General features: G+C 71.2%; 22 protein-coding genes and 2 pseudogenes. 2 read left to right on the plus strand and 22 right to left on the minus strand.

The window, feature by feature from the left end; translation table 11 throughout:
- Positions 1-118: 118 nt before the first annotated feature.
- Positions 119-949, plus strand: a complete 831-nt coding sequence (locus ACWDO5_RS10020; protein WP_450529841.1) for a diacylglycerol kinase — start codon at positions 119-121, stop codon at positions 947-949.
- Positions 950-1070: 121 nt separating this feature from the next.
- Here ACWDO5_RS10020 and ACWDO5_RS10025 read toward each other — a convergent pair.
- The 13 genes and pseudogenes from ACWDO5_RS10025 to ACWDO5_RS10085 form a co-directional block, all read right to left on the minus strand.
- Positions 1071-1496, minus strand: a pseudogene (locus ACWDO5_RS10025) (cytochrome P450); the annotation flags it as partial.
- A gap of 168 nt (positions 1497-1664) precedes the next feature.
- Complete coding sequence (locus ACWDO5_RS10030) at positions 1665-2324, minus strand: response regulator (protein ID WP_450529842.1); 660 nt, start codon at positions 2322-2324, stop codon at positions 1665-1667.
- Positions 2321-3631: a sensor histidine kinase gene (locus tag ACWDO5_RS10035; protein WP_450529843.1), complete on the minus strand. Its 1311-nt coding sequence runs from the start codon at positions 3629-3631 to the stop codon at positions 2321-2323. The genes ACWDO5_RS10030 and ACWDO5_RS10035 overlap by 4 nt, the downstream gene beginning before the upstream one ends.
- Before the next feature lie 138 nt (positions 3632-3769).
- Entirely contained in the window at positions 3770-4615 is an 846-nt protein-coding gene (locus tag ACWDO5_RS10040; RefSeq protein WP_450529844.1) for an NAD(P)H-binding protein, read from the minus strand.
- A 57-nt stretch (positions 4616-4672) separates the two neighbouring features.
- Complete coding sequence (locus ACWDO5_RS10045; protein WP_450529845.1) at positions 4673-5341, minus strand: response regulator; 669 nt, start codon at positions 5339-5341, stop codon at positions 4673-4675.
- On the minus strand, positions 5338-6612 hold the full coding sequence (locus tag ACWDO5_RS10050; protein ID WP_450529846.1) for a histidine kinase: 1275 nt from the start codon (positions 6610-6612) through the stop codon (positions 5338-5340). The genes ACWDO5_RS10045 and ACWDO5_RS10050 overlap by 4 nt, the downstream gene beginning before the upstream one ends.
- 10 nt (positions 6613-6622) lie before the next feature.
- Entirely contained in the window at positions 6623-7753 is a 1131-nt protein-coding gene (locus ACWDO5_RS10055) for an acyltransferase family protein (RefSeq protein WP_450529847.1), read from the minus strand.
- On the minus strand, positions 7746-8693 hold the full coding sequence (locus ACWDO5_RS10060; RefSeq protein ID WP_450529848.1) for an alpha/beta hydrolase: 948 nt from the start codon (positions 8691-8693) through the stop codon (positions 7746-7748). The genes ACWDO5_RS10055 and ACWDO5_RS10060 overlap by 8 nt, the downstream gene beginning before the upstream one ends.
- A gap of 118 nt (positions 8694-8811) precedes the next feature.
- A complete protein-coding gene (locus ACWDO5_RS10065; RefSeq protein WP_450529849.1) occupies positions 8812-9681 on the minus strand; it encodes an alpha/beta hydrolase family protein in 870 nt (289 codons plus the stop codon).
- Positions 9682-9804: 123 nt separating this feature from the next.
- On the minus strand, positions 9805-10998 hold the full coding sequence (kynU, locus tag ACWDO5_RS10070; protein ID WP_450529850.1) for a kynureninase: 1194 nt from the start codon (positions 10996-10998) through the stop codon (positions 9805-9807).
- Positions 10991-11812, minus strand: coding sequence for a tryptophan 2,3-dioxygenase family protein (locus ACWDO5_RS10075; RefSeq protein ID WP_450529851.1), 822 nt, complete (start codon positions 11810-11812; stop codon positions 10991-10993). The genes kynU and ACWDO5_RS10075 overlap by 8 nt, the downstream gene beginning before the upstream one ends.
- A gap of 100 nt (positions 11813-11912) precedes the next feature.
- Entirely contained in the window at positions 11913-12101 is a 189-nt protein-coding gene (locus tag ACWDO5_RS10080) for a hypothetical protein (RefSeq protein ID WP_450529852.1), read from the minus strand.
- A 155-nt stretch (positions 12102-12256) separates the two neighbouring features.
- On the minus strand, positions 12257-14362 hold the full coding sequence (locus ACWDO5_RS10085; RefSeq protein ID WP_450529853.1) for a hypothetical protein: 2106 nt from the start codon (positions 14360-14362) through the stop codon (positions 12257-12259).
- Between the two features lie 168 nt (positions 14363-14530).
- Between ACWDO5_RS10085 and ACWDO5_RS10090 the strand changes: the two genes are divergently transcribed.
- Positions 14531-14950 carry a DUF3151 domain-containing protein gene (locus ACWDO5_RS10090; protein WP_450529854.1) on the plus strand — a complete coding sequence of 140 codons (420 nt, stop codon included), beginning with the start codon at positions 14531-14533 and terminating at the stop codon, positions 14948-14950.
- 4 nt (positions 14951-14954) lie between these two features.
- Here ACWDO5_RS10090 and ACWDO5_RS10095 read toward each other — a convergent pair.
- The 9 genes and pseudogenes from ACWDO5_RS10095 to ACWDO5_RS10135 form a co-directional block, all read right to left on the minus strand.
- Positions 14955-15068: pseudogene (locus ACWDO5_RS10095) on the minus strand (DUF3151 family protein); the annotation flags it as partial.
- Positions 15069-15430: 362 nt separating this feature from the next.
- On the minus strand, positions 15431-16903 hold the full coding sequence (locus tag ACWDO5_RS10100) for an MFS transporter (RefSeq protein ID WP_450529855.1): 1473 nt from the start codon (positions 16901-16903) through the stop codon (positions 15431-15433).
- A gap of 183 nt (positions 16904-17086) precedes the next feature.
- Positions 17087-18109 carry a class II fructose-bisphosphate aldolase gene (gene fbaA, locus ACWDO5_RS10105; RefSeq protein ID WP_450529856.1) on the minus strand — a complete coding sequence of 341 codons (1023 nt, stop codon included), beginning with the start codon at positions 18107-18109 and terminating at the stop codon, positions 17087-17089.
- Between the two features lie 190 nt (positions 18110-18299).
- Positions 18300-18848 carry an orotate phosphoribosyltransferase gene (gene pyrE, locus ACWDO5_RS10110; protein WP_450529857.1) on the minus strand — a complete coding sequence of 183 codons (549 nt, stop codon included), beginning with the start codon at positions 18846-18848 and terminating at the stop codon, positions 18300-18302.
- A gap of 10 nt (positions 18849-18858) precedes the next feature.
- A complete protein-coding gene (locus ACWDO5_RS10115) occupies positions 18859-19668 on the minus strand; it encodes an aldose epimerase family protein (protein WP_450529858.1) in 810 nt (269 codons plus the stop codon).
- 9 nt (positions 19669-19677) lie between these two features.
- Positions 19678-20649, minus strand: coding sequence for an SRPBCC family protein (locus tag ACWDO5_RS10120; RefSeq protein WP_450529859.1), 972 nt, complete (start codon positions 20647-20649; stop codon positions 19678-19680).
- 105 nt (positions 20650-20754) lie between these two features.
- Positions 20755-22350: a polyamine aminopropyltransferase gene (locus ACWDO5_RS10125; protein WP_450529860.1), complete on the minus strand. Its 1596-nt coding sequence runs from the start codon at positions 22348-22350 to the stop codon at positions 20755-20757.
- 74 nt (positions 22351-22424) lie between these two features.
- Positions 22425-22943 carry a DUF2617 family protein gene (locus tag ACWDO5_RS10130; RefSeq protein WP_450529861.1) on the minus strand — a complete coding sequence of 173 codons (519 nt, stop codon included), beginning with the start codon at positions 22941-22943 and terminating at the stop codon, positions 22425-22427.
- 726 nt (positions 22944-23669) lie between these two features.
- A complete protein-coding gene (locus ACWDO5_RS10135; RefSeq protein ID WP_450529877.1) occupies positions 23670-26243 on the minus strand; it encodes a SpoIIE family protein phosphatase in 2574 nt (857 codons plus the stop codon).
- Positions 26244-26330: the final 87 nt, after the last annotated feature.

Here is a 26330-nt window from a genome sequence, read left to right on the forward strand (position 1 = left end):
GTCAGGGGGCCTGAGCCGTGCCTGAGTCTTCGGACCGGTTGCCCCGGAATAGACGAAGCCCCTGGCGCAATAGCGCAAGGGGCTCTTGCACAAAGATGCTACCCGAGGAAGGACCGAGGTGTCGGCTCACGACCAGCTACTGGTGGTCATCGACCCGGTCGCCCGCCGAAGTGACGGCGAGTCCGTGCGGATCGCGAAAGATGTGCTGTGTGGCGGGTCGGAGGCGAAAATCTGCCTTCCCGAGGGGCCGGAGGAATTCGCGCGGGCACTGGCCCGCAGGGGGTCACGGCGGCCGGTCGTGATCGGTGACGACCGGGCGCTGCTGCGTGCGGTCGCGCTGCTGCACCGGGACCGCTGGCTGGGTGACGGGGCGCTGGCGCTGGTGCCGGTGGGGCCGTCCGCCTCCGTCGGACTGGCGCATTCGCTCGGCGTGCCGCGGGGGGCGGTGGCGGCGGCCCGGGCGGTGCTCGACGGGGCAGTACGCCGTCTCGACCTGCTGGTGGACGAGAGCGACGGGGTGGTGCTGGGAGATCTGTCGATCCCGGCGGCGTCGACGCCGGCCGCTCCCGCGGCGAACGGCGCGTCGGTGTGGCACACCTGCCGCTCGCTGGTCCGCACGCTGGTCCGCACGCCGCCGGCTCCGGTACTGCGGACGCACCGGCTGCGGGTGGAGGCGGACGGCGTGCTGCTGACGGACCTGGACCGGGTGGTGGAGGCGGTGACGGTCCGGGCGGGCGACGGCCGCGCGGAGGTTGTCGTCCGGCACGGCGCGCACGCGGAGCCGGTCATGGCCCGCGCCCTGACGGTGACAGTCTCGGGGGCGGACTTCCGCTACCGGGCGGACGCGCTGGTGACGGGACCGGTGAGAACGCGGACGTGGACGCTGCGGGCGGGGGCGTGGGGGCTGACGCTGCCGTCGGGAGCGGCGGTGGCGGGCGCGGGGGGGTAGCCAGGGCCGTCCGGCAGGGTTTGTCCTCAATCCCCCCAGACTTCGTCCGGGGGGGGACCCCCAGGGGCTTGATTTCCGCCCGGCGCGCCGGGGTCGCTCTGCGCCTCGCGGTACGCGCGCCGGCGACCTCGGCGAGCAGATCGCCCCCGCGGTTGTCCTTGAGCCCGGCGACAAGCTCGGCCGCGAGCCTGCTCACGGTGGGCACGAGCGCCTCGACGGTGCGCGGCGTGAAGGCCTTCGACACAAGCCGCCGGATGCGAGTGTGGTCGGGCGCTTCGAGGTCGAGCATCCCGTAGTCGTTGAGCCTGTGGAACGGCTCGTTCGCGGCGGGCGGGGGCGTACGCCCGAACTCCTCGTGCGTGAAGCGGTGCCGGTACGTCCGCCCGAGCCGGCGGTCGCGCAGCAGCGCGGAGACGTCGGCGTGGTGCGGGATCAGCCACTGGCGGGTGGGCTCGTAGTAGTGCACGCGTCCGCGGGAGCGCAGCTCGGCGTAGGCGGGGTAGGGGTCGGCGACGAAGGCGGGTGACCAGGGGGCGAAGTCGGCCATGCGCCGACGCTAGCCGACGGTGAGCCCTGCCGTCAGGGTACCGAGAGCCCGGTGCGGGTCCGTCCTCAATCTCCCCCAGACTTCGTCCGGGGGGACCCCCAACGGGCTGAAATTCAGCCCCGCCTGCGTTTGAGGCGCGGGGCCCGGGGCGGAGCCCCGGGGGAACGCTCACCCCGGCGTGACCAGCCTCGCCTCGTACGCGAACACCGCCGCCTGCGTACGGTCCCGCAGCCCCAGCTTCACCAGCACCCGGCTCACATGCGTCTTGATCGTCGACTCCGCGACCACCAGGTGCGATGCGATCTCCGCGTTCGACAGACCCTGCGCGATCAGCACCAGCACCTCCGTCTCGCGCTCCGTCAGATCGCCCACCTGGGCCAGGGCCGGCGGGCGCGGGTTCTGGGAGAGCTTAGAGAACTCGGTGATCAGACGGCGCGTGACCGTCGGCGCCAGCAGCGCCTCGCCCGCCGCCACCACCCGTACACCGTCCGCGAGTTGACGCGCGGACGCGTCCTTCAGCAGGAAGCCGGACGCCCCCGCGCGCAGCGCCTGGTACACGTACTCGTCGAGGTCGAACGTCGTCAGCACGAGCACCTTGGACCCGGCGTGCGCGGCGGCGATCTCGCGGGTCGCCTCGATGCCGTTCAGCTCCGGCATACGGATGTCCATCAGCACCACGTCGGGCGCGAGTTCGGAGACCTTGGTGACCGCCTCGCGGCCGTTCACCGCCTCGCCGACGACCTCGATGTCGGGCATCGCGTTCAGCAGGACCGAGAAGCCCTCGCGGACCATCATCTGGTCGTCGACGACCAGGACGCGGATCGTCATGACGGCTCCTCGGTGGCGGTGGCGGCAGCTGCTGCGACGGGGATGAAGGTCGTCACCTCGTAGCCGCCGTCCTCCGTCGGCTCCGCGGTCATCTCGCCGCCCAGCATCGTCACCCGCTCCCGCATGCCCGTGATGCCGTGGCCCGCGCCCGGCGACGGATTGACCAGGCCCTGCGGCGCGGTGTTCACGATGCGCAGACCGAGGCCGCCGAGTACGTAGGAGATCTCGACCTTCGCCGAGGACCCCGGCGCATGGCGCAGCGCGTTGCTGAGCGCCTCCTGGATGATCCGGTACGCCGACAGCTCAACGCCCTGCGGCAGATGGCGGACCGCGCCCGTCACCGTCTTGTCCACCTCAAGGCCCGCGTCACGGACGTTGGAGAGCAGGTTCTCGACGTCGGCGAGCACCGGCTGCGGGGCGTCGGGGGCCTGGTAGTCCTCCGCCCGTACGACACCGAGGACCCGGCGCAGCTCGGTCAGCGCCGCCACCGCGTTCTCGCGGATCGTGGCGAAGGCCTTCTCCAGCTCGGGCGGCGGGTTCTCCACCCGGTAGGGAGCGGCCTCCGCCTGGATCGCGACCACCGACATGTGGTGGGCCACCACGTCGTGCAGCTCGCGGGCGATGGTCGTGCGCTCCTCGAGGAGTGTGCGCCTGTCGCGCTCGACGGCCGTGACGGTCTGCTGCGCCGCGACCTCCTGCTTGGCCTCGCGGCGGACGTGCAGCACGGTCATCGCCAGCAGGAGCAGCGCCGCGACGAAGAGCATCTGCGGGGTGTCGGAATCACCACGGGAGATGACGTCGGCGAAGAATCCGTACACCCCGGTCAGCACCCACATCCAGGCCGCGGTCCTCGGCCGGGTCCGCAGTGCCACCACCGTCATCACCGTCAGGTGCGCGAGGAAGGCGCTCGCCGTCCACGGCCAGTCGTCCCAGTAGGGGGTCAGCGTGCCGACGACCGGCGTGCTGAGCACCGAGAACCACCAGGCGCCGACCGGCCTGACCAGGGTCATCAGCACGGCGGCGGCGGGGAGCAGAGCGATCAGGGTGTACCCGGTTCGGCCGCCCATGCTGCCGCCCGACCCGTACGCCAGGAAGATCACAAAGAACGCCACGCCCCCGACCACGGCGTGCGGAGTCCACCCCGCGTACTCGCGTATCCGGCCCGGGAGCCGGCGGGTGAGTGGCCCGTCCGTCCGCATGCGCGGCAGTGGGCGGTAGGCGAGGGCATCGTGGAAGAGGTCCTGGCGGAGGCCGCTCAGGGCCCCCATGGCCAGGCGGAACTCGGGGCTGCGGGTCGTCTCGGTCACGTACAGAACGGTAGGCGGAAGGACGGACGCGGTCGTCAGTATCGCTACGGATCCTGCCGCGTCCGTCCTGAGTACTACGAGTCGCTACGAGTGCCTGCGAGTCGATACGAAGCGATACAGGGCGGTACGAGACGGCTCTTACGCGCGGAACGCGTCCGCGTGCTCCGCCGCCCACTCGGCGAAGGTCCGCGCCGGGCGCCCTGTGACCGTCTCGACGGTGTCGACGGCGGTACGTCCGACGAGCGGTGTGTTCCCGTACGCCTCCAGCAGGAAGCCGATCACTTCGTCCGGCCGGCCGGCTGCCCGCCACTGCTCGACCGCCTGCTCCTCGGTCAGCTCGACGAGCCGGATCTCCCGGCCGCGGGCCGCCGCGATGGCGTCCGTCTTGTCCTTCAGGGTCAGCACGTCCGGGCCGGTGATCACGTATTCCTTGCCGCCGTGGCCGTCCTCGGTGAGTGCGACCGCGGCGACCGCGCCGATGTCGCCCTCGTGGACCATCGCGCTCAGCCGGCCGGTGAACGGCTCCCGCACCTCGTCGTCGCCGCGAATGCCGTCCGCCCACTCCAGCGCGTTCGACATGAACTCCACCGGCATGACCACGGTCCACGCGAACTTGCTCGCCCGCACCGTGTCCTCCAGTGGGCTGGGGCCACCGCCGTGCAGCACGGTGACCCTGCGAACACCCGCCTTGCGGGCCAGTTCGAGGATCTGCGGGCCGGTCTCCAGAGGGGCGAAGTACGGCCCGCCGAAGGTGATCAGATGGAGGCCCGTCACGCCCTCCAGGGCGGCCGCGAGGGATTCAGGGTCGGTGAGGTCGCCCCGCACAACCTCGACGCCGACCGGAAAATCCGCCTTGGCGGGGTCACGGGTCAGGGCACGGACGGAGTGTCCACGGCGGAGTAGTTCGGCGACAACCCGGCAGCCAACAGTTCCGGTTGCTCCGGTGACCAGGACGGTTGTTTCGGCGCTCTCTCGATTCGTCATGTGACGACCGTAGAAAGGCCAGCGGTCAGCTTCTGTCCGCGATGCGAGCCGGGGGTTTCAGTAGCCGGTGGGACGTATGAGTCCCGTCTCGTACGCGAAAACCGCCGCCTGCGTACGGTCGCGCAGCCCCAGCTTCACCAGGATCCGGCCCACATGCGTCTTCACTGTCTGCTCCGCCACCACCAGCCGCGCGGCGATCTCCCCGTTCGACAGGCCCTGAGCGATCAGGTTGAGCACCTCTGTCTCACGCTCCGTCAGATCGCCGACGCGCTCCTTGAGCGGGGTGCGCGGCGCACCGGCCGTCCGGGAGAACTCGGTGATCAGCCGCTTGGTGATGTTCGGCGAGAGCAGCGCGTCGCCCGCCGCCACCACCCGTACCGCTTCGGCGAGTTGACCGGCGGAGGCGTCCTTCAGCAGAAAGCCGGACGCGCCCGCGCGCAACGCCTCGTAGACGTACTCGTCCAGGTCGAACGTGGTCAGCACGAGCACCTTGACGGTGGCACCCGGGGCCCGGGTGATCCGGCGGGTGGCCTCGATGCCGCCGAGCTCGGGCATCCGGATGTCCATCAGGACCACGTCGGGGTCGAGTTCGGCGACCTTGGAGACCGCCTCGCGGCCGTCCACGGCCTGGCCGATCACCTCGATGCCCGGCTCTGCATTGAGCAGCACCGTGAAGCCCTGCCGGACCATCGCCTGGTCGTCGGCGATCACCACCCGGATCGTCATGTGTCGTCCTTCGAGGCTTGCAGGGGCAGGTGTGCGGTTACTTCGTAGCCGCCGTCGGGGGTGCGTCCCGCGGCGAGGCCGCCACCGAGCATGGCGGCGCGTTCACGCATGCCGAGCAGGCCGTGACCTGCGCCGGGGGACGGCGGGGCGGGCTTCGCCGGAGCGGTGTTGATCACCCGGACGCCCAGCATGCTCGGCTTGTACGCAATCTCCACGCGTACCTCCGCCCCGGGCGCGTGCCGTATCGCATTGCTGAGCGCCTCCTGGATGATCCGGTACGCCGACAGTTCGACGCCGGGCGACAGTGGGCGCGGCTCGCCGGAGCTGTCGGTGGTGATGCTCAGCCCGGCGCTGCGGACGTTCTCGACGAGAGAGTCCAGCCGGTCGAGGGTGGGCTGCGGTGCGTGCGGCGACCCATCCGGGTTCTCGGACCGCAACACGCCGAGCACCCGGCGGAGTTCGGTGAGCGCTTCGAGGGCGTTCTCGCGGATGCCCTCCAGGTTCTCCTTGAGCTCGTCGGACGGATTCCGCACGAGGTGCGGGGCGACCTGCGCCTGGATGGAGATCACCGACATGTGGTGGGCGACGACATCGTGCAGCTCGCGGGCGATCCGGTTGCGCTCTTCGAGCAGCGTGCGCCGGGACCGCTCCTCGGCGGTGAGCGACTCCTGTTCGGCGAGCCGGTCACGGGCCTCGCGGCGGCCGTGGAGCGATGCACCGAGGAGGACCACGACGGCGTTCACGAGTGCGGCCGGCGCGGCCGACGAGTTGTACGGAGGCATGCCGAGCCCGATGGCCTCGAAGACGAACCCGACCCCGACGGTGACCATCAGGGCCTTGACGGCGATACGGGTCCGGACGCGCAGGGCGAGAAGGAACAGGACGGCCGCGTTGGCGATGACACCCGGTACGGTCCACGGCCAGGGCTGCCCGCCGGGCAGTTGGCCGGCCATGGCGACCGCGGTCAGGGCGGCGACCCCCAGCGACATCCACCAGGCTGCCAGCGGCCGGCGCATCGCGTACCCGACCACGGCGGCGGTGGCGACGCCCAGCGGGATGCCGTACTGGCCGTGCAGGCGGAACTGATGGACCAGTTCGTTGGAGCCGACGATCGCCAGGGCGACAACGCCGCAACTGATCAGGACATGCGGCAGCCGGCGCAGCCAACGGGGGCGGGTCATCGGCGGGAGCGGCATCGCTTCGAAGTTCCACAGCTCAGGAGGACGCAGAGCCGCCCTTTCCCATCTGTTGAGGTTCTTCTCGTCCGCCACAGGATGAAGCCTAGGCACCGCGCACCACCTGTGGTCGGGCGGGCCGCCGCCCCTGTTCGTACAGCCGGAACGCACCCCAGCAGACGGACAGCGCAGCTGCGAAGACCGGTAGCCAGACAAGCCGGGCCAGTACCCAGCCGGGGCTGTCGGGTGCGGTGTGCAGTCCAGGGAGCGCGCCCGCGAGCAGGCCGGTCGTGGTGACCGCCATCAGCGCGGTCTGGTGCCAGAGGAAGACCGTCATCGCTGAGAGGTTGACCAGTGCCACGGCCGCCCAGGCCGCGGGCTTTTGAAGCACCCGGCGCATCGGGCCGAGCAGCAGCAGGGCCGCTCCGCACTGGGCGAGCCCGAAGGCGACGGCGGCAAGAGTCGGCGGGTTGAGGTTGGAGATCTCGGCGCCGGGCACCCCGACCATGGACGCGGGATAGCCGGCCCACAGCACGAGGGCTGCGGTGGTGGCGGCGCCGCCGAGCAGCAGCGCCCATTGGGTCGCACGGCCCCGCAGGCCGCCGCGGGCCCAGGCCGCGCCGAGGCAGTACGGGACCAGCCAGCCCGCGGCCACATTGATCCAGCCCAGCCAGGCGGGTCCGCCGAGGCCGAAACGGAACAGGTCGATGTGGAGGACGACGGCGAGCGGCCAGAGCGGATGCAGCCTGGCGACGAGCGGGGTGGCGGCGGTGAGCGCGGCGAAGACCAGCAGGAACCAGAGCGGGGAGAGGGCGAGGGTCACAAGGGTGCGTACGGTCTGAAGGCCCACGCCCGTGGCGAGCATCCCGATCGCGGCGACTGTCCACAGCACGAGGACGGCCGCGACCGGCGCGAAGAGCCGGCCCAGGCGGGCAGCAAGCCACTGCCGGTAGCCGGTACCGCGGGCCCGCGCCGCGGCATGACTCCTGGCGGCCACGTGCCCACCGACCAGGAAGAAGACTGCCAGCGTCTGGAAGATCCAGGAGACCGGGGTCAGCCACGGCATGTGCTGGAGCGGGCTGGCGCCGTGGAGCACGCCACCGCCGTCGGTGACAAGGGCGGTGACCGACCAGTGGCCGAGGACCACCCCGAGGATCGCGAGCGCGCGCAGGGCGTCGACGGCACGGTCCCGGTCGGGCGGGGTGGCCGCGTCGATACGGCATGCCAACTTAACCATGGGTGACCTCCGTTGCGCGGCCGAGGGTGATCCGGGCGAGGTTGCGCAGGGACGGGGAGCCGGGCTTCAGGTAGTCGCTGTGCCCGCCGTCGCCCGCATCGAAGGTGCGCGCGCCGAAGCCGGGCGAGACGGGGTCGGCGCCGAACCCCACCGTGGTACCGAGGAGTTCGAGGCGTATGTGCGGGAGGTCCGCGATCCAGTCGTCGCTGCCGCGGCCGGCCCAGACGGTGGCGCGGGTGCGCAGCTCAGCCACGTGGTCGGCACCCGCGCCGGGGCTGCCGTAGAGGACGATGGCGACGACGTCGATGGACGGGGCGGCGCGCCCGCAGACGACGGAGCCGTACGAATGGCAGAGGAGACTGATTTGCGCATTGGGCTTCGCGTCTCCTACCTCCCGTATGAATGCGTGCAGTTGGCCGGCAGCATCCTCGGCGCGCCCCTCGGTCAGGACCTCAGGGCTGACGGTCCCCGGCGTGGCATAGCCGAGCCAGGCGATGACCGCCGCGCGGCCGCCCAGTTCGCCGTGGAGGGCGACAGCTCCGGCCCGGAAGCGTTCGTACGTATCGAGGTTGGTGTCCGAGCCCGGCACCAGTACGGCGATCCGCTCGGCGGCCGCGAGATCGCCGAACACCTCGGCGGTGCGCCCGCCGTCACGCCCGTCAAAGGTGAGGAAGTGCCGCGTCGGGTCCGCCATGACGCGCAGCCGGGCGGCCCGCCCCCGGTCGCCGTGGTCGGCCGCCGTCCGCGCGGCCTCGCGGATATTGCCGCGATTGGCTTCGTAGCGGTCGGCGAGAGCGGGCAGTTCGGCGGCGGTGACCGGCACGAGGGCGACCGGGGCGGGCGCGGGGACGGCGGCGGGCCGCGCTGCCGCCGACACCGGCACGGCCACCGCGGCGGTGACGAGCGCGGCGAGCAGGGTACGACGCAGGCGGGACACCATGAGGTTCTTCCTTCCGTTCCAGACGCTGTCTCTGGAACGGAAGTTATGGATCACGACCCGTGGTCGGCGTCCCGCTGGGGAGCGCACCTGGGACGTAGCCCCGAAGTACTACGGGTACTCACCACGCGAGCTGGGCGATCTCCTCCGCGACCACCGCGCACGCGTCCGCCGCCGGGTCGATGAGCGGGAAATGCCCGACCCCTTCGAGGAGCGTGAGCCCGACGGTCTCCCCGGCCTTCGCCGCCGCGTCGACGTACGACTCGGAGACTGCGTACGGCACGACGATGTCGACGCGCCCCTGCACGACAGTCGTGGCAATGCCGGTGGGCAGCAGCGCCGCCGGATCGGCGTGCGCGCGCCTCGGCTCGAACTCCGCCTCCCCGCCAAGGAGTTGGACCACCGCGCCGCCGCACACATCGAGCTCGACGGCCTGCGCGAAGTCCGCGATCGGCGCGAGCGCGACGACCCCGCGCAGCGCGGGCGGCGCGGCCAGCCGCCACGGCGACCCGACGGGCAGCACATGCCGCGCGGCAGCCCACAGCGCGAGCTGTCCGCCCGCGGAATGCCCCGTCACCACGATGCGCCGGACATCCGCCTGCGGCAGCGCCCGCTGGGCGAGCCCGGGCAGCGCGTCCATCGCGGCGGCGACATCGTCGAACGTCTCCGGCCACCGCCCGGCCACCGGCCCGCTCCCCCGCTGCTGCGGAATCTCGCTCCCCCGCCGGTATTCGACACTGGCGACGGCGAGCCCGCGCCTGGCCAGAAAATCCGCGAAGGGAGTGACATGCTGCCGGTCGTACGCTGCCCGCCACGCCCCACCGTGCAGCAGGACGACGAGCGGCGCACTGGACTGCCCTCCTCGCGGCGCATAGAAGTCGACGACCTGGTCGGGGTGCTCCCCGTACGCGACGGAGGCGTCCGGCGCGACGGCGGGATGCGAAAGGACCGACTCGGTCTCAGCGGCGTCACGGGCGACGGGGTCCGGCATTGCTGCTCCAACCTTCCGACGGAGTGGCGGAATTGACCGCGGGACTGACCGCTGAACCATCCGCGAAATTGACCTGACCAGCGGGGACGGTACCAGTCTCCCGCTGGTCGGATCAGCGCGGCCTCAGGTGGCAAGAACCTCCGCCAGAACCTCCGCCGCCCGCTCCGTGTCGCCGAAGCCCACATACAGCGGCGTGAACCCGAACCGCAGCACATCCGGCCTGCGCAGGTCCCCCACCACCCCGCGGGCGATCAGCTTCTCCATCACCGACGGGGCGTCCGCGCAGCGCAGAGCGATCTGGCTGCCGCGCGACGCGTGGGCCGACGGCGTCAGGGAGGTGACCATGCCCTGAGGGACGTAGGACTCGACGCACTCCAGGAAGAAGTCCGTCAGCGCCAGACTCTTGGCCCGTACCGAGTCGATCGAGACGCCGTCCCAGACGTCGAGCGCCGCCTCCAGGGCCAGCATCGACAGGATGTCCGGCGTCCCGACCCGGCCGCGGACCGCGCCCGGCGCCGGCCTGAAGTCTGCCGTCATCGCGAACGGGTCCGTGTGCGAGTTCCAGCCCGGAAGCGGGGAGTCGAAGGCCACCTGGTGGCGCTCGGCGACGTACAGATACGCCGGTGAACCCGGGCCGCCGTTCAGGTACTTGTAGGTGCAGCCGACCGCCAGGTCCACGCCGTGGGCGTCCAGGCCGACCGGGAGCGCACCCGCCGTGTGGCAGAGGTCCCAGACCGCGAGGGCGCCCGCCTCGTGGATCGCCGCGGTGAGGGACGGCAGGTCGTGGAGGCGGCCGGTACGGTAGTCGACGTGGTTGAGCAGCACGACCGCCGTACGCGGGCCGAGCGCGGCGGGCAGGTCGCCCGGCGCGAGGGGGACCAGTCGTCTGCCCGTGAGCCGGGCCGCCGACTCGGCGATGTAGCCGTCCGTGGGAAAGGTCGTCGCGTCGACCACGATGTCCGTACGGGAGTCGTCCACGCACAGCCGTACCGCGCCCACAACCGCCTTGAAAACGTTGACACTTGTGGAGTCGCCGACCACCACCTGGCCCGGGCCCGCGCCCACCAGCGGTGCGATCCGGTCACCGATCCGCTCCGGCGCCGTCCACCAGCCGCTCTCGTCCCACGAGCGGATCCGCAGCTCGCCCCACTGCCGGCTCACCACATCCGCGACCCGCTCGGGCACATGCGCCGGCAGCGCGCCGAGGGAGTTCCCGTCCAGATAGACCGTCTCGTCGAGCGCGAACAGCTTGCGCGCACCGGCCAGCTCATCTGCGGCGTCCAGCGCCGCGGCCTTCGCGGCCAGTGACTCAGACATGGCTGCGCGCCGTCCACAGCTCCGGGAAGACGTTCTTGCGGGCCCGCTTCTCCAGCCAGGCCACCCCCGCAGAACCGCCGGTACCCGCCTTCGAGCCCATCGCCCGCCGCGTCGCCACCAGGTGGTCGTTGCGCCAGCGCCACACCAGCTCGCCGACGTCCGTCAACGCCTCGCCGAGCCGCACCAGTTCGGTGTCCTGGTCCGCGCCGCCGTACACCGCGGCCCAGATCTCCTCGATCTCCTCCGACGGCTCGTACTTCTGCGAGAGATCCCGGTCGAGGACCGAGGACGGCACCGGCAGCCCGCGCCGCGCGAGCAGCCGCAGCACCTCGTCGTACAGGCTCGGCTGCTGCAGCGCCTTCTCCAGCTCCGCGTGGACACGCGGCGCGCCCCGGTGCGGCACCAGCATCGACGCGGACTTCTCACCGAGCAGGAACTCCATCCGCCGGTACATTGCGGACTGGAAACCGGAACCCTCACCCAAAGCACTGCGGTACGCGTTGAACTGGGCAGGGGTCAGATGCGCGAGCGGCTTCCAGGAGGCGTTGAGCGACTCGAGTTCGTACGTGCTGCGCTTCAGCGCGGCGAGGGCGACCGGCAGATCATCCTCGCGCAGGGCGCGCGCCGCCGTCTCCCACTCGTGGACGATCACGGTGAACCACAGCTCCATCACCTGCGTGGTGACGAGGAAGACCATCTCTCCCGGGTCGTCCGAGAGCGGCTTTTGGAGGTGGGTGAGGACGTCCGCCTGGACATAGTCCTCGTACGGAGTGGTGCCCGCGAAATCCAGGTTCGGGGCCGCGTCATGTGACATCGCTGTCTCCTCGACGTGTCCGGGTAGCGGTCCGCCCCTTCCTGTTGGCTCGGGAGCCCCGGTCCCCACCGGCATCATAAGCCGGGGGTCATCGTGCAGGTCAGAGCGTCGGGCCTGTGTACGTCCCGTCCTCGTCGTACGGCGAGGCATTGGAACGGCAGCCGTCCAGCCCCTTGATCTGCTGCATCATCACCGGCGCGAGCTTGCCCGGGCCCGGGCAGCAGAGCACCTGGTCACCGTCGTACGACCCCTCGCACGATTCGAGGCCTTCGAGGACGCCGAGCGCCACCGCCTGAGCTGCCCCGGTCAGGCCAAGGCCAGGGCCGCCGAGGCAGTGGCCGACTCGACAACCTGCTCCGTGACTTTCGCTGCCACGCCGGACATTCAAGCGGATGGCTCTGACATCGGTGCCCCACACGACCCGTCTCCCACGCGCTGCCCGCGCTACCGCCGCTTCCGCTTCGGCTTGCGTCCGCGCGCGCGGGCCTCGACCGCGCGCAGCCGCCCCAACTGTGCGGCCCGCCCGTGCAGTTGCTCCGCGACGAGGGCGCGCAGCTCCGCCAGACCCGACGTATCGGGGTGACCGGAGGCCAGAGCGGCCGCCACCGCCTGCTGGGCCTCTCGACGGCCGTCGGCGAGCAGCGCCTCCAGAGCGCCTTGCGGACCCCCGCTCTCCAGCAGCTGGAGCAGGCCCTCAGCGATCAGGAGAAGGCTCTCGGCCGCGGTGATGTCGTCCGGTTCCAGCATGCCGCGCTGGTCCAGGACGAATAGGGCGGTCGGAGCGAGGGCGGGTTCGCTTCTCAGGGCGCGCAGTAGCCCGGTTCCCTCCGCCTCACCGAGGACGGCCGCGAGGGTGTCCAGCATGGCCGCCGCGCGGGTGCGGTACGGCATGGCCGCGACCGCCTCGGTGAGCATGCCGAGTGCCCGCGTCAGCCCGCCGTGGGCAGTGATCCACGCCTCGCCCTCCGCACGGGCCGACGCGGAGTCGTAGTGCTCCGCGAGCACGCCGAGCAGGCCGGCCGCCGGAGCGTCGGTGAGCTCGCCGACGAGCGGGGCGTCGCGGCCTGCGTCCAGCAGCCGACGGCGGACGGCGTGGGTGCCGAGCGGGGTGAGCCGGATGAGTTCGACATCCCCGGCAGTGAGCTCCGCGCGCAGTCGCTCGGCGCGGGCCGCCGATTCCTGTCCGGCGCCCTGGGGCGGGACGAGCCCTTCGGAGACGAGCAGTTCGGCAAGCTCGGGCGGCATCCCCGCGGGATGGCCGCCAGGTCCCTCCTCGGCCAGGGGAAGGTCGAGGTAGGTGGCGTCCGCCCGGCCCTTCGAGCGCTCGATCGCACCGAGTTCCTCGAGCACGTCGAGCACCCGGCGCAGGTCGGCGTCCGCGGCCTGGAACCACATTCGCACCCGCAGGTCGTCCTCACCCGCGAGCTGGAACGCGGCCCGGTAGCTCAGGTGCACCGAGTCCCGCAGGCGCGGCCAGGGCATCGGCTCCGGCAGGCTGTAGAGAGTGTTCAGCACGTCCGGCAGCACAGCTTCGTACAGGTCGAAGAGCATGGACTCCGGACGCCAGGAACTCGGGCCGACAAGCGGGCCGCGCAGCTCGAGGAGCACCTCGAAGGCCCGCTGCCACAACGCGAGTGGATCCTTGACGACGGACGCGGCTCTGGCCACCGTGTGCAGCCTGCCCTTTGCCGTACGCACCAACCGGGCCTTCTTCGCCCACTCGAAGGCCAGATCGAGCACCGGCAGATCCTTCGCCGAACGCACGTCCTCCGCCCGGTCGCCCGTCGCCAGCCCCTCCACCAGCTCACGGGCATCCGCGAGCCGCAGCCGACCCGAGCCGGTCAGCGCTCTGCCTCCTTCGCCAGGCCACCCGGCCAGCCCGCGAAGCCGTCGCACCACCGGGGACGCGGCGGCCTGTTCGCGTAGCTGCTCCTGTGGCGGCAGGACGACGGGAAGCTGGGGCATCGCCCGCTCCACAGCGCCCGGGCCTTCGGCATGGTGCCGGGCGGCGACCTCCCGCAGCACCTCCTCGTCGTACGGCACCTCGCCCCGCTGCGCGCGCTCGACGAACCGCTGCAAAGCCTGCGGATCGGTGAAGTCCGTCCCCTGCGCAGCCGCCGTGGTGACCCAGAACTTCGCCGGCCCCCAGCGCCGGCGGTCGCACATCGCCGCCGGATACTCCGCGGCGGCAAGAGCGATCGCCTGCTCGTTCTCGGCCAGGGCGGTGCCGCGGGGATCGGTCAGACCGCAGGTGTCCAGGTAGCGCAGCAGCAGACGCAAGGTTCCCGGCCCGTCCGGGAGCTCGTCCCCGGGAAACAGGGTCACGGTGCGGGGCAGCCAGTGAAGCAGAAAGCCCTGCGCGAGGCGCGGCGTCCACAGGGCGAGCCGCCCATCGGCCGTGCCGCAGTGCCGGTAGTCAAGTGCGGACTCGACTATCAGGGGATCCACCTCCTGCCCCTGCCCCTGGGCCCAGACGGCGATCCTGCGGCCCAGCAACTCCTTGGCGGCGCTGAACTCATCGTCCTCGTCGGACTCGAAGAGGGTACGCATCGCGGGCTGACACTCCCTTTGCTTGCAGTTGCTGCGGCTTGCCAGTGGTCGTCCCTCACCGTCCCACAGCCAGCCGGACCGGCGCATACCTCCGGCCTTCTGGCCCCGCAGCCGGGCTCTCCCAGCCAGCCCCGTCAGGCGATGGCGCACAGATGGCAGACTGCATCCATGACGACTCACAAGAACTTGCTCGGCGGCCCGGAGCCGACGTACCTGCCGGAGAACGAAGAGGCGTACCGCCTGCTGGGCGAGGAGTCCCAGCCTCCGGCCGACGTTGCCGCCAAGTACCCGACGTTCTCGCTCGCCTGGGCCCAGCTCGCCGACGACGCCTTCGAGGCGGGGCGAGTGGTCGAGTCGTACGCGTACGCGCGCACCGGCTACCACCGCGGTCTGGACGCGCTGCGCCGTGCCGGGTGGAAGGGACATGGCCCCATCCCTTGGAGCCACCAGGCCAACCGCGGGTTCCTGCGCTGCCTCGCCGCCCTCGCCCGTGCCGCCGGCGAGATCAACGAGAAGGACGAGGCGGAGCGGTGCTGGCAGTTCCTCCAGGACAGCAGTGCTGACGCGTATGCCGAGCTGAAGCGGTAACAGTCACCGGGCCGTGGCCCTTCCAGCCGCTGCGCCGCAGCGAGTCGAGGCCGCGGTGGTAGCCCGTGCGGGCGTAGGCGTACGACTCCACGACCCGGCCGCCCTCGAAGGCGTCGTCACCGTCGGGCAGCCCGGCCGCGACCGGCCCGGCGTCACCGGGCGGCCCGACGACCACGCCCACGCCCGCACCCGGCTCCGGTTCCGGCAGCGGTGGCGGCTCCGGCAGCGGTGGCGGCTCCGGTTCCGGTTCCGGCGGCGGGAGCGGCGGTGGCGGCGAGCCCGATCCGCCCATCGCACCCGCGCCCCCGTCCCAGCAGGCCCCGGCCGGCGGCACCGAAGGGGTTCCCTACGACGGCGACCTCTGCGCGGGCGACCACGGGCCGTACCTCCAGGTCTACGGCTCCCGGACGAAGTCTGGGGGAGATTTGGGCGCGGGGCCCGACGCGGAGCCCCGGGCAGTGGTCCGACGCGGAGCCGCGGTCAGTGCTCCGGGGCGGCCGACTGCTCCAGCGGCGGCGCGACCACGCCGCAGTTGATCCTGCACTCCGGCCGCGGCCCCGCCGCCTCCCGCACCGGCCTCCGAACCGTCGACCAGGCGATGAGCGCTCCCACCACCAGCACCCCCGCACACATCGGCATCGCCCGCCGGAACGTCTCCCCGAACTGCTCCGCCGAGCGGTACGCCTCCGGCCCCATCCCGGCCAGCAGCGGCAGCGCCGCCACCGCGAACAGACCGGCCGCTCGGGCAGCCGCGTTGTTGACGCCGCTCGCGAGCCCCGCCCGCCCGGTTTCCACGGACGCCAGGACGGTCGCGGTCAGCGGCGCGACCAGGGTCACCATGCCCAGGCCCATCACCAGCAGCGCGGGCAGCACATCGCTTACGTACGACGCGTTCTCGCCCACACGCAGCATCAGCAGCATCCCGCCCGCGCACAGCAGCGGGCCCAGGGTGAGCGGGATGCGCGGGCCGATCCGCTCGCCCAACTCGCCCGATTTCGCGGACAGGAGCAGCATCAGCAGGGTGGTGGGCAGCAGAGCGGTCCCGGCACCGAGCGCCGAGTAGCCCGACACCACCTGGAGCTGCAGGGCGACCAGGAAGAAGAACCCGCCGAAGGCCGCGTACACGCACAGCGTCACCAGATTGACCGCGGTGAACTGCCGTGAGTGGAAGATCGACGGCGGCAGCATCGGGTCCGGCCGCCGCCGCTCGACCACCACAAAGGCCACCCCGACGAGCACGCCCGCGACGCCCACCCACAACTGCGGCGCGATGAGCCCGTACGTCACCAGCGCCAGCGCAGCCGCGCCGAGCACCGCCCCCAACACATCGAACCGGCCGTGGTGCTCCGGGTCGCGCGACTCCGGCACATGCTTCAGTGCGACCGGTACGCACAGCGCGGCCAGCGGCACATTGATCAGGAAGATCCAGCGCCAGCCGGGTCCGTCGACGAGCCAGCCGCCGAGGAACGGCCCGACCGCCGCGCCGACGCCGCCGAGCCCCGACCAGAGCCCCACCGCGCGGGCCCGGTCCTGCGGGTGGAAGCTCGCCTGGATCAGGGCCAGCGACCCCGGGGTGAGCAGCGCACCGCCGATGCCCTGCAGGGCCCGGGCGGCCACCAGGACAGCGCCGTTGGGGGCGAGGCCGCACAGCAGCGAGCCCACGGCGAACCACACAACACCGAGCACGAAGATCTTGCGCCGCCCGTACCGGTCGCTGAGCGCCCCGCCCAGCAGGATCAGCCCGGCCAGCGTGAGCGTGTAGGCGTTGACGGTCCACTGGAGGACCGCCAAGTCGGTGTTGAGATCTTCCCCGATGCGGGGCAGTGCGACATTGACGACGGTCGAGTCCAGCAGCGCCATGCTGGACCCGAGCACGGTCGTGAGGATCACCCAGCGGCCGGTGGCCGTGGAGAGCCTGATGTCACTGGGACTGCCACCCGGACTGTTGTCCATACCCGGATCATCCCAGCCGCCCCCGGCTCGGACGAGTCGGCGGAGGGCACGGATCAGGGCGTCCACCCTTTGCTTCGCCTTGGCCCGGGGGCAGCCGGCATTGAGCCGGACGAATCCGTGGCAGACGTACGGGCACGGCACCCCGCGAAGGGGGTGCCGGGCCCGGCTGCGTACAGAGCGCTCTTACTTGAGCTTGGTGCCCGTGGAGCGCAGGGCCGCACAGGCCTCGGAGACACGCTTGGCCATACCGGCCTCGGCCGCCTTGCCCCAGGTGCGCGGGTCGTAGGTCTTCTTGGAGCCGACCTCGCCGTCGACCTTCAGGACGCCGTCGTAGTTCTTGAACATGTGGTCCGCGACGGGGCGGGTGAAGGCGTACTGGGTGTCGGTGTCGAGGTTCATCTTCACGACGCCGTTCTCCAGCGCGACGGCGATCTCTTCAGCCGTGGAGCCGGAGCCACCGTGGAAGACGAAGTCGAACGGCGCGGTCTTGCCGTACTTCTCGCCGACGCCCTGCTGCAGGTCCTTCAGCAGCTCGGGGCGGAGGACGACATTGCCCGGCTTGTAGACGCCGTGGACGTTGCCGAAGGAGGCGGCCAGCAGGTACCGGCCCTTCTCGCCCAGGCCGAGCGCCTCGGCGGTGCGCAGCGCGTCGTCGACCGTGGTGTACAGCTCATCGTTGATCTCGTGGGTGACGCCGTCCTCCTCGCCGCCGGTCGGGGTGATCTCGACCTCGAGGATGATCTTGGCGGCGGCGGCCCGCGCCAGCAGCTCCTGGGCGATGGCCAGGTTGTCGGCGAGGGTCTCGGCCGAGCCGTCCCACATGTGGGACTGGAACAGCGGGTTCTGGCCCTTGGCGACGCGCTCTTCGGAGACGGCGAGCAGCGGGCGGACATAGCCGTCCAGCTTGTCCTTCGGGCAGTGGTCGGTGTGCAGCGCGACGTTCACGTCGTACTTGACGGCGACAATGTGCGCGAACTCGGCCAGGGCGACCGCGCCGGTGACCATGTCTTTCTTGTACTGGCCGCCCAGGAACTCGGCACCGCCGGTGGAAATCTGGATGATGCCGTCGCTCTCGGCCTCCGCGAAGCCGCGCAGCGCAGCGTGCAGGGTCTGGGACGAGGTCACGTTGATCGCCGGGTAGGCGAACTTGCCGGCCTTCGCCCGGTCGAGCATCTCGTTGTAGACCTCGGGAGTCGCGATGGGCATGTGTCCGCTCCTTGTGATGTGCGGGTATGTGGTGCTGGCCCTGACCTGGGGGCGACGTCATCGTCGGCGCCTATCCTTCCAGACTCTTGGCGCGACTCCACCCGGCGTGCGGCACGGACATGCGTGAGGGGTGTGGCGTTTCACGTGAAACGTCACACCCCACACCATCACCGCAGGTCAGAGCCTGCGCTCAGGCGAGACCGAGCTCGTCGAGCGAGTACGCGTAAAGGTACGGAACCCCGGCCGTGCCGCTGATCTTCTCGCCGGCACCCGTCGCCCGGTCCACGATCGTGGCCACCGCGACGACCTCGCCGCCGGCCTCGCGTACGGCCTCGACGGCGGTCAGCGGGGAGCCGCCGGTGGTGGAGGTGTCCTCGACGACCAGACAGCGCCGGCCCTTGATGTCCGGGCCCTCGACGCGGCGCTGCATACCGTGCGCCTTGGCCGCCTTCCGTACGACGAAGGCGTCGACCCGCTTTCCGCGGGCGCCGGAGGCGTGCAGGATCGCCGTCGCCACGGGGTCGGCACCGAGGGTGAGGCCGCCCACGCAGTCGTAGTCCAGCTCCGCGGTGAGGTCGGACATGACCTCACCGACGAGCGGGGCGGCCGCGCCGTCGAGCGTGATCCGGCGCAGATCCACGTAGTAGTCGGCCTCAAGACCCGAGGAGAGGGTCACCTTGCCGTGCACCACGGCCTTGTCCTTGATCTGCTGGAGCAGATCGGCGCGTACGTCAGTCATGCCCATGAGCTTAAAGGCGGCGCCAGCTCCAGGTCGTCGCGATCTCCAGGGGCTCGATCGGGGTGACGAGCTGGGGGTGGGTGTTGAGGCCGTTCGGCGGGCCGGACTGCGGTTCGACGCAGACGGCCGCCTCCTGCTCGTCGTAGATCACGACCCATTCGGCGCGGCTGGCGATCGTGAGCTCCAGCTGCCCGGGCCAGGTGAGGGTGACCGAGACGCCGTCGGGCATGCCGAAGCAGTCGTCCCAGGGGCCGGGGAGGGGCGGGATACGCCGGCCGGTCGGCAGGTGGTCGCCGCCGCGCTCCTCCTGCCATGCGGCAGTGAAGTCGATGCGCACGTCCTCGCCGGGTGCGCCCTGGCCGCCGAGATTGCGCAGGAACCAGGGGTGCCAGCCGGCTTGGGCCGGAAAGGACGTCTCGTACGTCTCGACGCCCATGGTGAGCGTCAGCGAGTCCTCGGCCAGCTCGAAGGTCTGCGTGACCCGCCCGGTGTACGGCCAGGGCTCGGCGAGGTCATACGTGAAGGCCGCCTCGCTCTTGGCCGTACGGGCAGTGCGCCAGGCGGTGTCGCGGCCGGTGCCGTGGATGGCGTGCGGCGGGGAGTTGAGCGGGAGTTGATGCGGTACGTCGCCGTTGCGGAACCGGCCGTTCGCGGCACGGCCGCACCAGGGGACCATCGGGAATGAGCCGTACCGCTCCCCCTGGCGCAGCACCTCGGTGCCGCCGATCCTCAGGCTCGCGACACGGCAGCCATTTTGCGGGTGCACGATCAACTCGGCGTCTGAGGTGGCCAGCCGGATGCTCTCTTCGCTGCTACTCACACCACGACACTACTTGCGCCGGCGCAGCACGCGTCCGACGACCACGGCGGAAGCGATCGCGAGGGCGGCGGCGGGCGCGACCCACCGCAGGGTGGCACCGGCGCTGCCGGCATCGGGCGGGGGTGTGGGCGCGTAACGCCCGCGCGGCGGGGCGTGATCGACCTCCTCGGCGCTCCGCCCGATCATGGTCCGCCGTGCATGGGCGGCCTCGGCGGGGGGCTCGTCGGGGATGACGGGGATCTCCTGCAGTTCCTCCGCCTCCGCTGCGTCGGGGCCGTCCACTGCCGCGAACTGCTCCTCGGCGACGGGATCGAGGGAGGGCGGCGGCACGGGAGCGTCAAATACGGACGCCTTCGCCGCGTCGTCGTCGGCAGCGGTGGCGTCGTCCGTCGCGGTCGAGGTCGCGTCGTCGGCGTCGCTCGCGGACGGCTTCGCGTCATCGCTCGCGGCTGCCTGCGCGTCGTCGGCAACGGTGGCGTCGCCCGTCGCGGACGGGCTCGCATCGTCGGCGTCGCTCGCGGACTCCGCCGCACCCGCGTCCCCCGGCGTGCCCCCCGGCCGCTCGCCCCCCAACCGGCCCGCGAAGCGGTCCAGCAGGCGGTGGGCCGCCGCGGTCGTCGATGCGGGATCCAACTCCGCCAGGCGGCCCTCCGCACGCGACGTTGCCGTGAACGTAAGCGTCGTGCCGCCCTCCGTCGGTTGCGGACGGATCGTCAGGGTCACCTTCGCCGAGCCTGTACCGCGTGCCTCCACGCCCTCGCCCTCGACCGCGAAGACCTCGCCCTTCTCCACGATGCGCAGCGTGCCGCGGTAGGTGATCGTGTGACCGCCGATGCGGACCTTCAGGCGGCCGGAGAGCGGGCCGGCCGACTCGTCCGCGTCCTGTTGCAGCCCCGGCACGCAGCGGGCGACCCGGGCAGGGTCCCTCAGTGCCTGACGGACGGTCTCTGGCGGAACCGGAACGAACACCTCATGCTCCATGGGAGTCGAGCCTACTCAGACACGACCGCCACGTCTGCGTTTCAGTCTGTGTACAGCTCAGTCTGTGTACAGCTCAGTCCGTATACCGCTCAGTCCGTATACCGCTCAGTCCATGTACCGCGGGTGCACCAGCGTCGACGGCGGCAACGCCGGCAGCCTCGTGCGCTCCGCACTCCGCGCCCCCGCGGCGAGCACGGACGGGTCCAGCGTCCGCAGCCGCGGCGCTTCGGGGTCGAGTCCGAGCCCCGGTTCCCACCCCGCCCCGGCGAGCAGGAAGCCCCAGTCGCGCGGCGCGGACGCCGTGCCGGTCGAGCGGTCCGGGCCCGCCGTGAAGCCTGAGAGCCGTCCGGTGGCGCAGTACGGACGCGTCCCGAACCCCGCGCGCCGCAGCGTCGCGTCGACCGTCCAGAACGTACGCGGGCGGGAGCCCGCCGTCCCCGCGTGGACCACGAGCCGCCCGCCGTCCCTGAGGACCCGCGCGGTCAGTCCGTAGAACTCCTGGGAGTAGAGCTTGGTGCTCGGCGTGATGCCCGGATCGGGCAGGTCCGAGATCACCACGTCGTACGCCCCCCTTGGCTCCCGCAGCCAGGAGAACGCGTCTGCGGCGACGACCCGCACCCGCGGGTCCCGGTACGCGTACTCGTTCAGCACGGCCAGCGCCGGATCCGTACGCGCGAGCCGGACGACGCCCGGGTCGAGCTCGACGACGGTCACCGACTCGACGCCGGGGTAGCGAAGCACCTCGCGCGCCGCCAGCCCGTCGCCCCCGCCCAGGATCAGCACCTGCGCATGCGGCCCCCGCATCGCCGGGTGCACCAGCGCCTCGTGGTAGCGGTGCTCGTCGTGCCCGCTGACCCGCAGCCGCCCGCCAAGGAAGAGGTGCAGTGGCCCCGACGGGTCGCCGGTGAGTACGAGTTCCTGCAGATCGGTGTGGACGGCGACCCGCACCTCGTCGCCGTAGACCGCCCGCCGGGCCGCCCGCTCGAAGTCGTCGACCAGGACCGTCGCGGTCGCCAGCAGCGCCAGCACCGTCACATTGGCGATGAGCAGCCATGCGCGCCAACGCACCGTCAGATCCCGCCGGAAGAGCCACAGCACGAGCGCGCCGCCCGCCACCGCGTTGACGCCACCCGTCAACAGCGCGCCAGTGAGCTGACCGAGCCACGGCAGCAGCAGAAACGGAAACGCGAGCCCGCCGACGAGCGCCCCCACATAGTCCGCGGCGAACAGGTCGGCGACCGTGCCCTCCGCGTCACGCCGGGAGATGCGCTGGATCAGAGACATCAGCAGCGGGATCTCCGCGCCGATCAGCACCCCGATGGCGAGGGAGAAACCCACCAGTACGACGCGGGACTCCCCGATCCAGGCGAAGGCGGCGTACAGAACCATCGCCGAGCACCCGCCGACCAGCGCGAGCGCCGCCTCCAGCAGGCCGAAGCCGACCGCCGGCCGGCAGCGCAGCCTCTTGGCGAGGAGCGAGCCGATGCCCATCGCGAAGACCATCAACGACAGCACGACGGACGCCTGGGTGACGGAGTCGCCGATCAAGTACGAAGCGAGGGCGACCAGTTCGAGCTCGTACACCAATCCACACGCGGCGCAGACGAAGACCGCCGTCAACACGAGATACCGGCCGGCGTCGGGGCGCACGGGCAGCCGAACCGCGTGCGGGGGCGGTGAGGTCGGCAGCCGATCGATCATGTTTGTAACGCTACGTCAGGGGTAGTGCGCCGCCTGTCACCCACACGGGTGCTACTACAGCGCGGGAGGAATAACTACAGACTGGCAGGCATACGGGCACCAACCCGCGTACGGGTGACAACGAGGCGGCCCTCCTGCGGATACGCGTGCCATGTGCGCCACCGCACCTGCCCCTCGCGCCGCTGCGCCAGCATGGCCGTAAAGGCGTGCGGCGAGCCGGGAAACGTGCCCGCGAGACCGTGGGGGTGGTCGGCGACCAGCGCGAGCAGCTCCTGCGCGCGCCCCGCGAAGGAGCCCTTCGAGAGCGTCTCGACGCGGGCGGCGAACTCGTACTCCCACGCACCGATCCGCTTGGCCACGCCGAGCGGCAGGGGCGTGCTGCTGCCGGGCATGCAGGCAACGGTCTCGGAGCAACTGCCCTGCTCCTCCTCCAGCAGCACCTGGTGGGACGCGCCCAACAGTCTCAACTGCAACTTGGCTCCGGACAGTTCGAGGTCGAGGACGGCCAGGGCAGGCAGCGGCTCCCGCCCCAACGCCCAGGCGAGATCGTCGGCACGGGTGTCGGTATAGGCCGTATGGAGGGTCGTGAGCATGGGTCGGCTCCGCAAACACGCTTTGGCGAGTGAAGGACACGTGGACCGGGGGCGCCCCTGAGAGGGAGTTGAAGAAGATCCGGGGACCGCCTGCTCGGGTCCACATCAGGTCCGAGGGCTGGATGGTTCCAACAGGTTCCGACAGCGAGAGAATCATGAACTACGCGGCGCCCACAGCGATTTTACCCAACTTGCATGGGTTTCCATCCCCCCGGGGGCCTCACGGTTCAACTGTTCAACTGAAAACAGTCATAGAGGTCACCGGATGCATCAAAAAGGAGGCACCCGGCGGAAGTTCACCCGCCGGGTGCCTTCAGTGGCCGCGGACCAGCTGCCCCGTGTCAACTGCCTCCGCCGCCGCACCCGCCCCCGCCGCCCCCGCAGGACGAGCTGCTGCCGCACGAGGAGCCGCCCCCGCACGAGGAGCCCCCGCCGTCGCCGCCGGCCCACCAGCTGCCGCCGCCGCCACCAACAGCCCCGCGCCGACGGCCCTTGCGGCTCCTCGAGCCGAGCGCCACCGCGATGATCACGACAAGCACGAACCCGACGATCAGAATCCCGAAGACTGACACTGCCCCCACCGTCCTTCCGTTCCCCCGAATCTTGCGTGTGAGGGGGATGCCCCCGGCCCCGTGAGCACAAAGCAGAATTGAGCAACTCCAGAGCTTCGGCACAGGAGGGCGACCATGACTGAACGCGATCCGGGACATCGACCACCGCGTCGAACTACCCCGTGCCGTCCGCGCTTCCGTCGGATCGGGGCAGCGACAGCTCCGCCCAGATGACCTTCCCCTTGGGGGTGTATCGGGTGCCCCAGCGTTCGGCCATCTGCGCGACGAGGAACAGGCCGCGGCCCCCTTCATCCATGGTGGCCGCATACCGCAGATGGGGCGAGGTGCTGCTGCCGTCGGCCACCTCGCAGGTCAGGGTGCGGTCGCGCAGCAGTCGCATCGTGATCGGTGCGGAGCCGTAGCGGATAGCGTTGGTGATCAGCTCGCTGAGCACCAGCTCCATGGCGAACGCGTGCTCGGACAGACCCCAATCGTCCAGCTTCCCGGCCACGGCGGCGCGCATCCCTGCCACGGCGGCGGGATCGAACGGCACGTCCCAGTCGGCGACGTGGTCGGGCGGGATCGCCCGTGTGCGGGCGATGAGCAGCGCCACGTCGTCCTTCGGCCGACTGGGCAGGAGCTCGTCGAGCACCACCTGACAGCTCTCTTCCGGCAGCCGGTCGGGATGGGACGCCAGGGCATGACGCAGCAGCTCGATTCCCACGTCGATGTCCCGGGTGCGGTCCTCGATGAGCCCGTCGGTGTAAAGCACGAGCTGCGTGCCCTCCGCCAGTTCCAGTTCGGCGGTCTCGAATGGCATACCGCCCAGGCCCAGGGGCGGCCCGGCCGGCAGATCGGGGAACGACACACTGCCGTCAAGGTGGACCAGCGCGGGCACGGGATGCCCGGCCCGCGCCATGGCGCAGTGGCGGGAGACGGGATCGTAGATCGCATAGAGGCAGGTGGCGCCCATGACCCCCGAGCCGGCGGCCGCCCCACCCTCCTCATGGTCGATGCGCCCGACCAGGTCGTCGAGGTGGTTGAGGATTTCGTCGGGCGGCAGGTCGAGCGTGGAGAAGTTGTGCACCGCCGTGCGCAGCCGTCCCATCGTGGCGGCCGCGTGCAGGCCGTGGCCGACGACATCCCCGACGACCAGCGCCACGCGACTGCCCGGAAGTGGGATCACATCGAACCAGTCTCCGCTCGCGCCGGACAGCGCGGGCAGGTAGCGGTGGGCGACATCGAGGGCGCTCTGCTCGGGCAGGGCCCGCGGCAGCAGGCTGCGTTGCAGAGCCATGGCCATGGTGTGCTCACGGGTGTAGCGGCGGGCGTTGTCGATGCTGACCGCCGCCCGGGCGACCAGTTCTCCGGCCAGGGACTGGTCGTCCTCCTCGAACGGCTGCGGCTTCTCCAAGCGCCAGAAGTTGGCCACACCCAGGATGACGCCCCGCGCCTGGAGGGGCACGGTGATGAGCGAATGGATGCCGTAGTCAACGATCATCCGTGTCCGCTCCGGGTCCTGGGCATGCCAGCCGGGCGCGGCGGACAGGTCGGGCACCAGCTCCGATCGGCCGCTGCCGAAACCGCGTGCCTGCGGTGTGGAGGGGAGGAAATCGATCAGGCGGTCGAGTTCGTAGAGGGGATGGTCGTCCCGGATGCCGTGGACGGCAGTGCGGCGCATGTCCGCGCCCGTACCGGCCGGCTCCTCCCCTCGCAGGACCGGGTCGGCCAAGTCGACGGTGACGAAGTCGGCGAATCGGGGGACCGCGACCTTCGCCAGTTCCTCGGCCGTATGCACCACGTCGAGGGTGGTACCGATGCCCAGCCCGGCGTCGTACAGCAGTTTCAGCCGCTCGCGCGCCATCTCCGCCTTGCCGGACAGCGTCCGCAGCTCGGTGGAGTCACGCAAGGTCGCGACCGTCCCCTTGGGGCCGCCGTGAGGATCCGTGGGCCGCTGGTTCACCGCCAGCAACCGGTCCCCGGCCAGGTGCACCTCGTCCGTGGCCACGCGGCCCGAGGTCAGCAGCTCCACCGTGGGGGGATCAAGGCTGGGCAGTTGCGAGATGTGCCGCCCTTCGGCGTCGGGCGGCAAATCCAGCAGCCGCCTGGCCTCGTCATTCGCCAGCAGCAGCTGACCGTCGTTGCCGACAATGAGCACACCCTCGCGGACTGCGTGCAGCACGGCGTCGTGATGCTCGTACATGCGGGTCATCTCGGCCGGGCCCAGACTGTGGGTCTGCCGCCGCAGCCGCCTGGTCACCAGGGCAGTCCCGGCCGTGGCCAGGACGAGCGCGGCCGCTCCGGCGCCGAAGATGATCGGCAGCTGTCGGTCCACCACGCTGGTCACGTTCTTGACTTTCAAGCCGGCGGACACCAAGGCCACGACTTTGCCCTTGCGCTCGTAGACGGGGACGACCGCCTGTACCTCGTGGCCGAGCGGGCCATGGACGCTCTCCGTGTACACGCGGCCGGCCAGAGAGGGCTCGATGGTGCCGACGAATCTCTTACCGATGCGGTCCGGCTGGGGATGGGTGTAGCGGATCCCCTTCGTGTCCATAACCACGATGAAGTCGACGCCGGCCGCCTTCCGTGCCGCCTCGGTGAGAGGCTGGAGCACCTTGGCGGGATCAGGGGACCTCAGCGCGGCCAGAAGGCCCGGAGAGTGCGCGAACGTCTCCGCGACGGCAACGGAACGGTGCTCCGCCTGTGTGCTGCTGTCGTGCCGGGACTGCAGCACAAGCGCCAGCATGGCGGCTGCCACGAGCAGCACCACCACAGCCACCTGCAGGGCGAAGACCTGCCCGGCGACGCTCCGGGGATGCTTGTCGGTCAGTGA

It is taken from the genome of Streptomyces sp. NPDC000880 (assembly GCF_053599675.1).

Excerpts from the sequence above, each read along its gene's own strand:
- ACWDO5_RS10130 (WP_450529861.1), bottom strand. The coding sequence starts at position 22,943 with ATGCTCACGACCCTCCATACGGCCTATACCGACACCCGTGCCGACGAT.
- ACWDO5_RS10120 (WP_450529859.1), bottom strand. The coding sequence starts at position 20,649 with ATGGAGCATGAGGTGTTCGTTCCGGTTCCGCCAGAGACCGTCCGTCAG.
- ACWDO5_RS10045 (WP_450529845.1), bottom strand. The coding sequence starts at position 5,341 with ATGACGATCCGGGTGGTGATCGCCGACGACCAGGCGATGGTCCGGCAG.
- ACWDO5_RS10125 (WP_450529860.1), bottom strand. The coding sequence starts at position 22,350 with ATGATCGATCGGCTGCCGACCTCACCGCCCCCGCACGCGGTTCGGCTG.
- ACWDO5_RS10030 (WP_450529842.1), bottom strand. The coding sequence starts at position 2,324 with ATGACGATCCGCGTCCTGGTCGTCGACGACCAGATGATGGTCCGCGAG.
- ACWDO5_RS10065 (WP_450529849.1), bottom strand. The coding sequence starts at position 9,681 with ATGCCGGACCCCGTCGCCCGTGACGCCGCTGAGACCGAGTCGGTCCTT.
- kynU (WP_450529850.1), bottom strand. The coding sequence starts at position 10,998 with ATGTCTGAGTCACTGGCCGCGAAGGCCGCGGCGCTGGACGCCGCAGAT.
- ACWDO5_RS10085 (WP_450529853.1), bottom strand. The coding sequence starts at position 14,362 with ATGCGTACCCTCTTCGAGTCCGACGAGGACGATGAGTTCAGCGCCGCC.
- ACWDO5_RS10090 (WP_450529854.1), top strand. The coding sequence starts at position 14,531 with ATGACGACTCACAAGAACTTGCTCGGCGGCCCGGAGCCGACGTACCTG.
- ACWDO5_RS10135 (WP_450529877.1), bottom strand. The coding sequence starts at position 26,243 with ATGCTGGCGCTTGTGCTGCAGTCCCGGCACGACAGCAGCACACAGGCG.
- ACWDO5_RS10060 (WP_450529848.1), bottom strand. The coding sequence starts at position 8,693 with ATGGTGTCCCGCCTGCGTCGTACCCTGCTCGCCGCGCTCGTCACCGCC.
- ACWDO5_RS10055 (WP_450529847.1), bottom strand. The coding sequence starts at position 7,753 with ATGGTTAAGTTGGCATGCCGTATCGACGCGGCCACCCCGCCCGACCGG.
- ACWDO5_RS10100 (WP_450529855.1), bottom strand. The coding sequence starts at position 16,903 with ATGGACAACAGTCCGGGTGGCAGTCCCAGTGACATCAGGCTCTCCACG.
- pyrE (WP_450529857.1), bottom strand. The coding sequence starts at position 18,848 with ATGACTGACGTACGCGCCGATCTGCTCCAGCAGATCAAGGACAAGGCC.
- fbaA (WP_450529856.1), bottom strand. The coding sequence starts at position 18,109 with ATGCCCATCGCGACTCCCGAGGTCTACAACGAGATGCTCGACCGGGCG.
- ACWDO5_RS10075 (WP_450529851.1), bottom strand. The coding sequence starts at position 11,812 with ATGTCACATGACGCGGCCCCGAACCTGGATTTCGCGGGCACCACTCCG.
- ACWDO5_RS10040 (WP_450529844.1), bottom strand. The coding sequence starts at position 4,615 with ATGACGAATCGAGAGAGCGCCGAAACAACCGTCCTGGTCACCGGAGCA.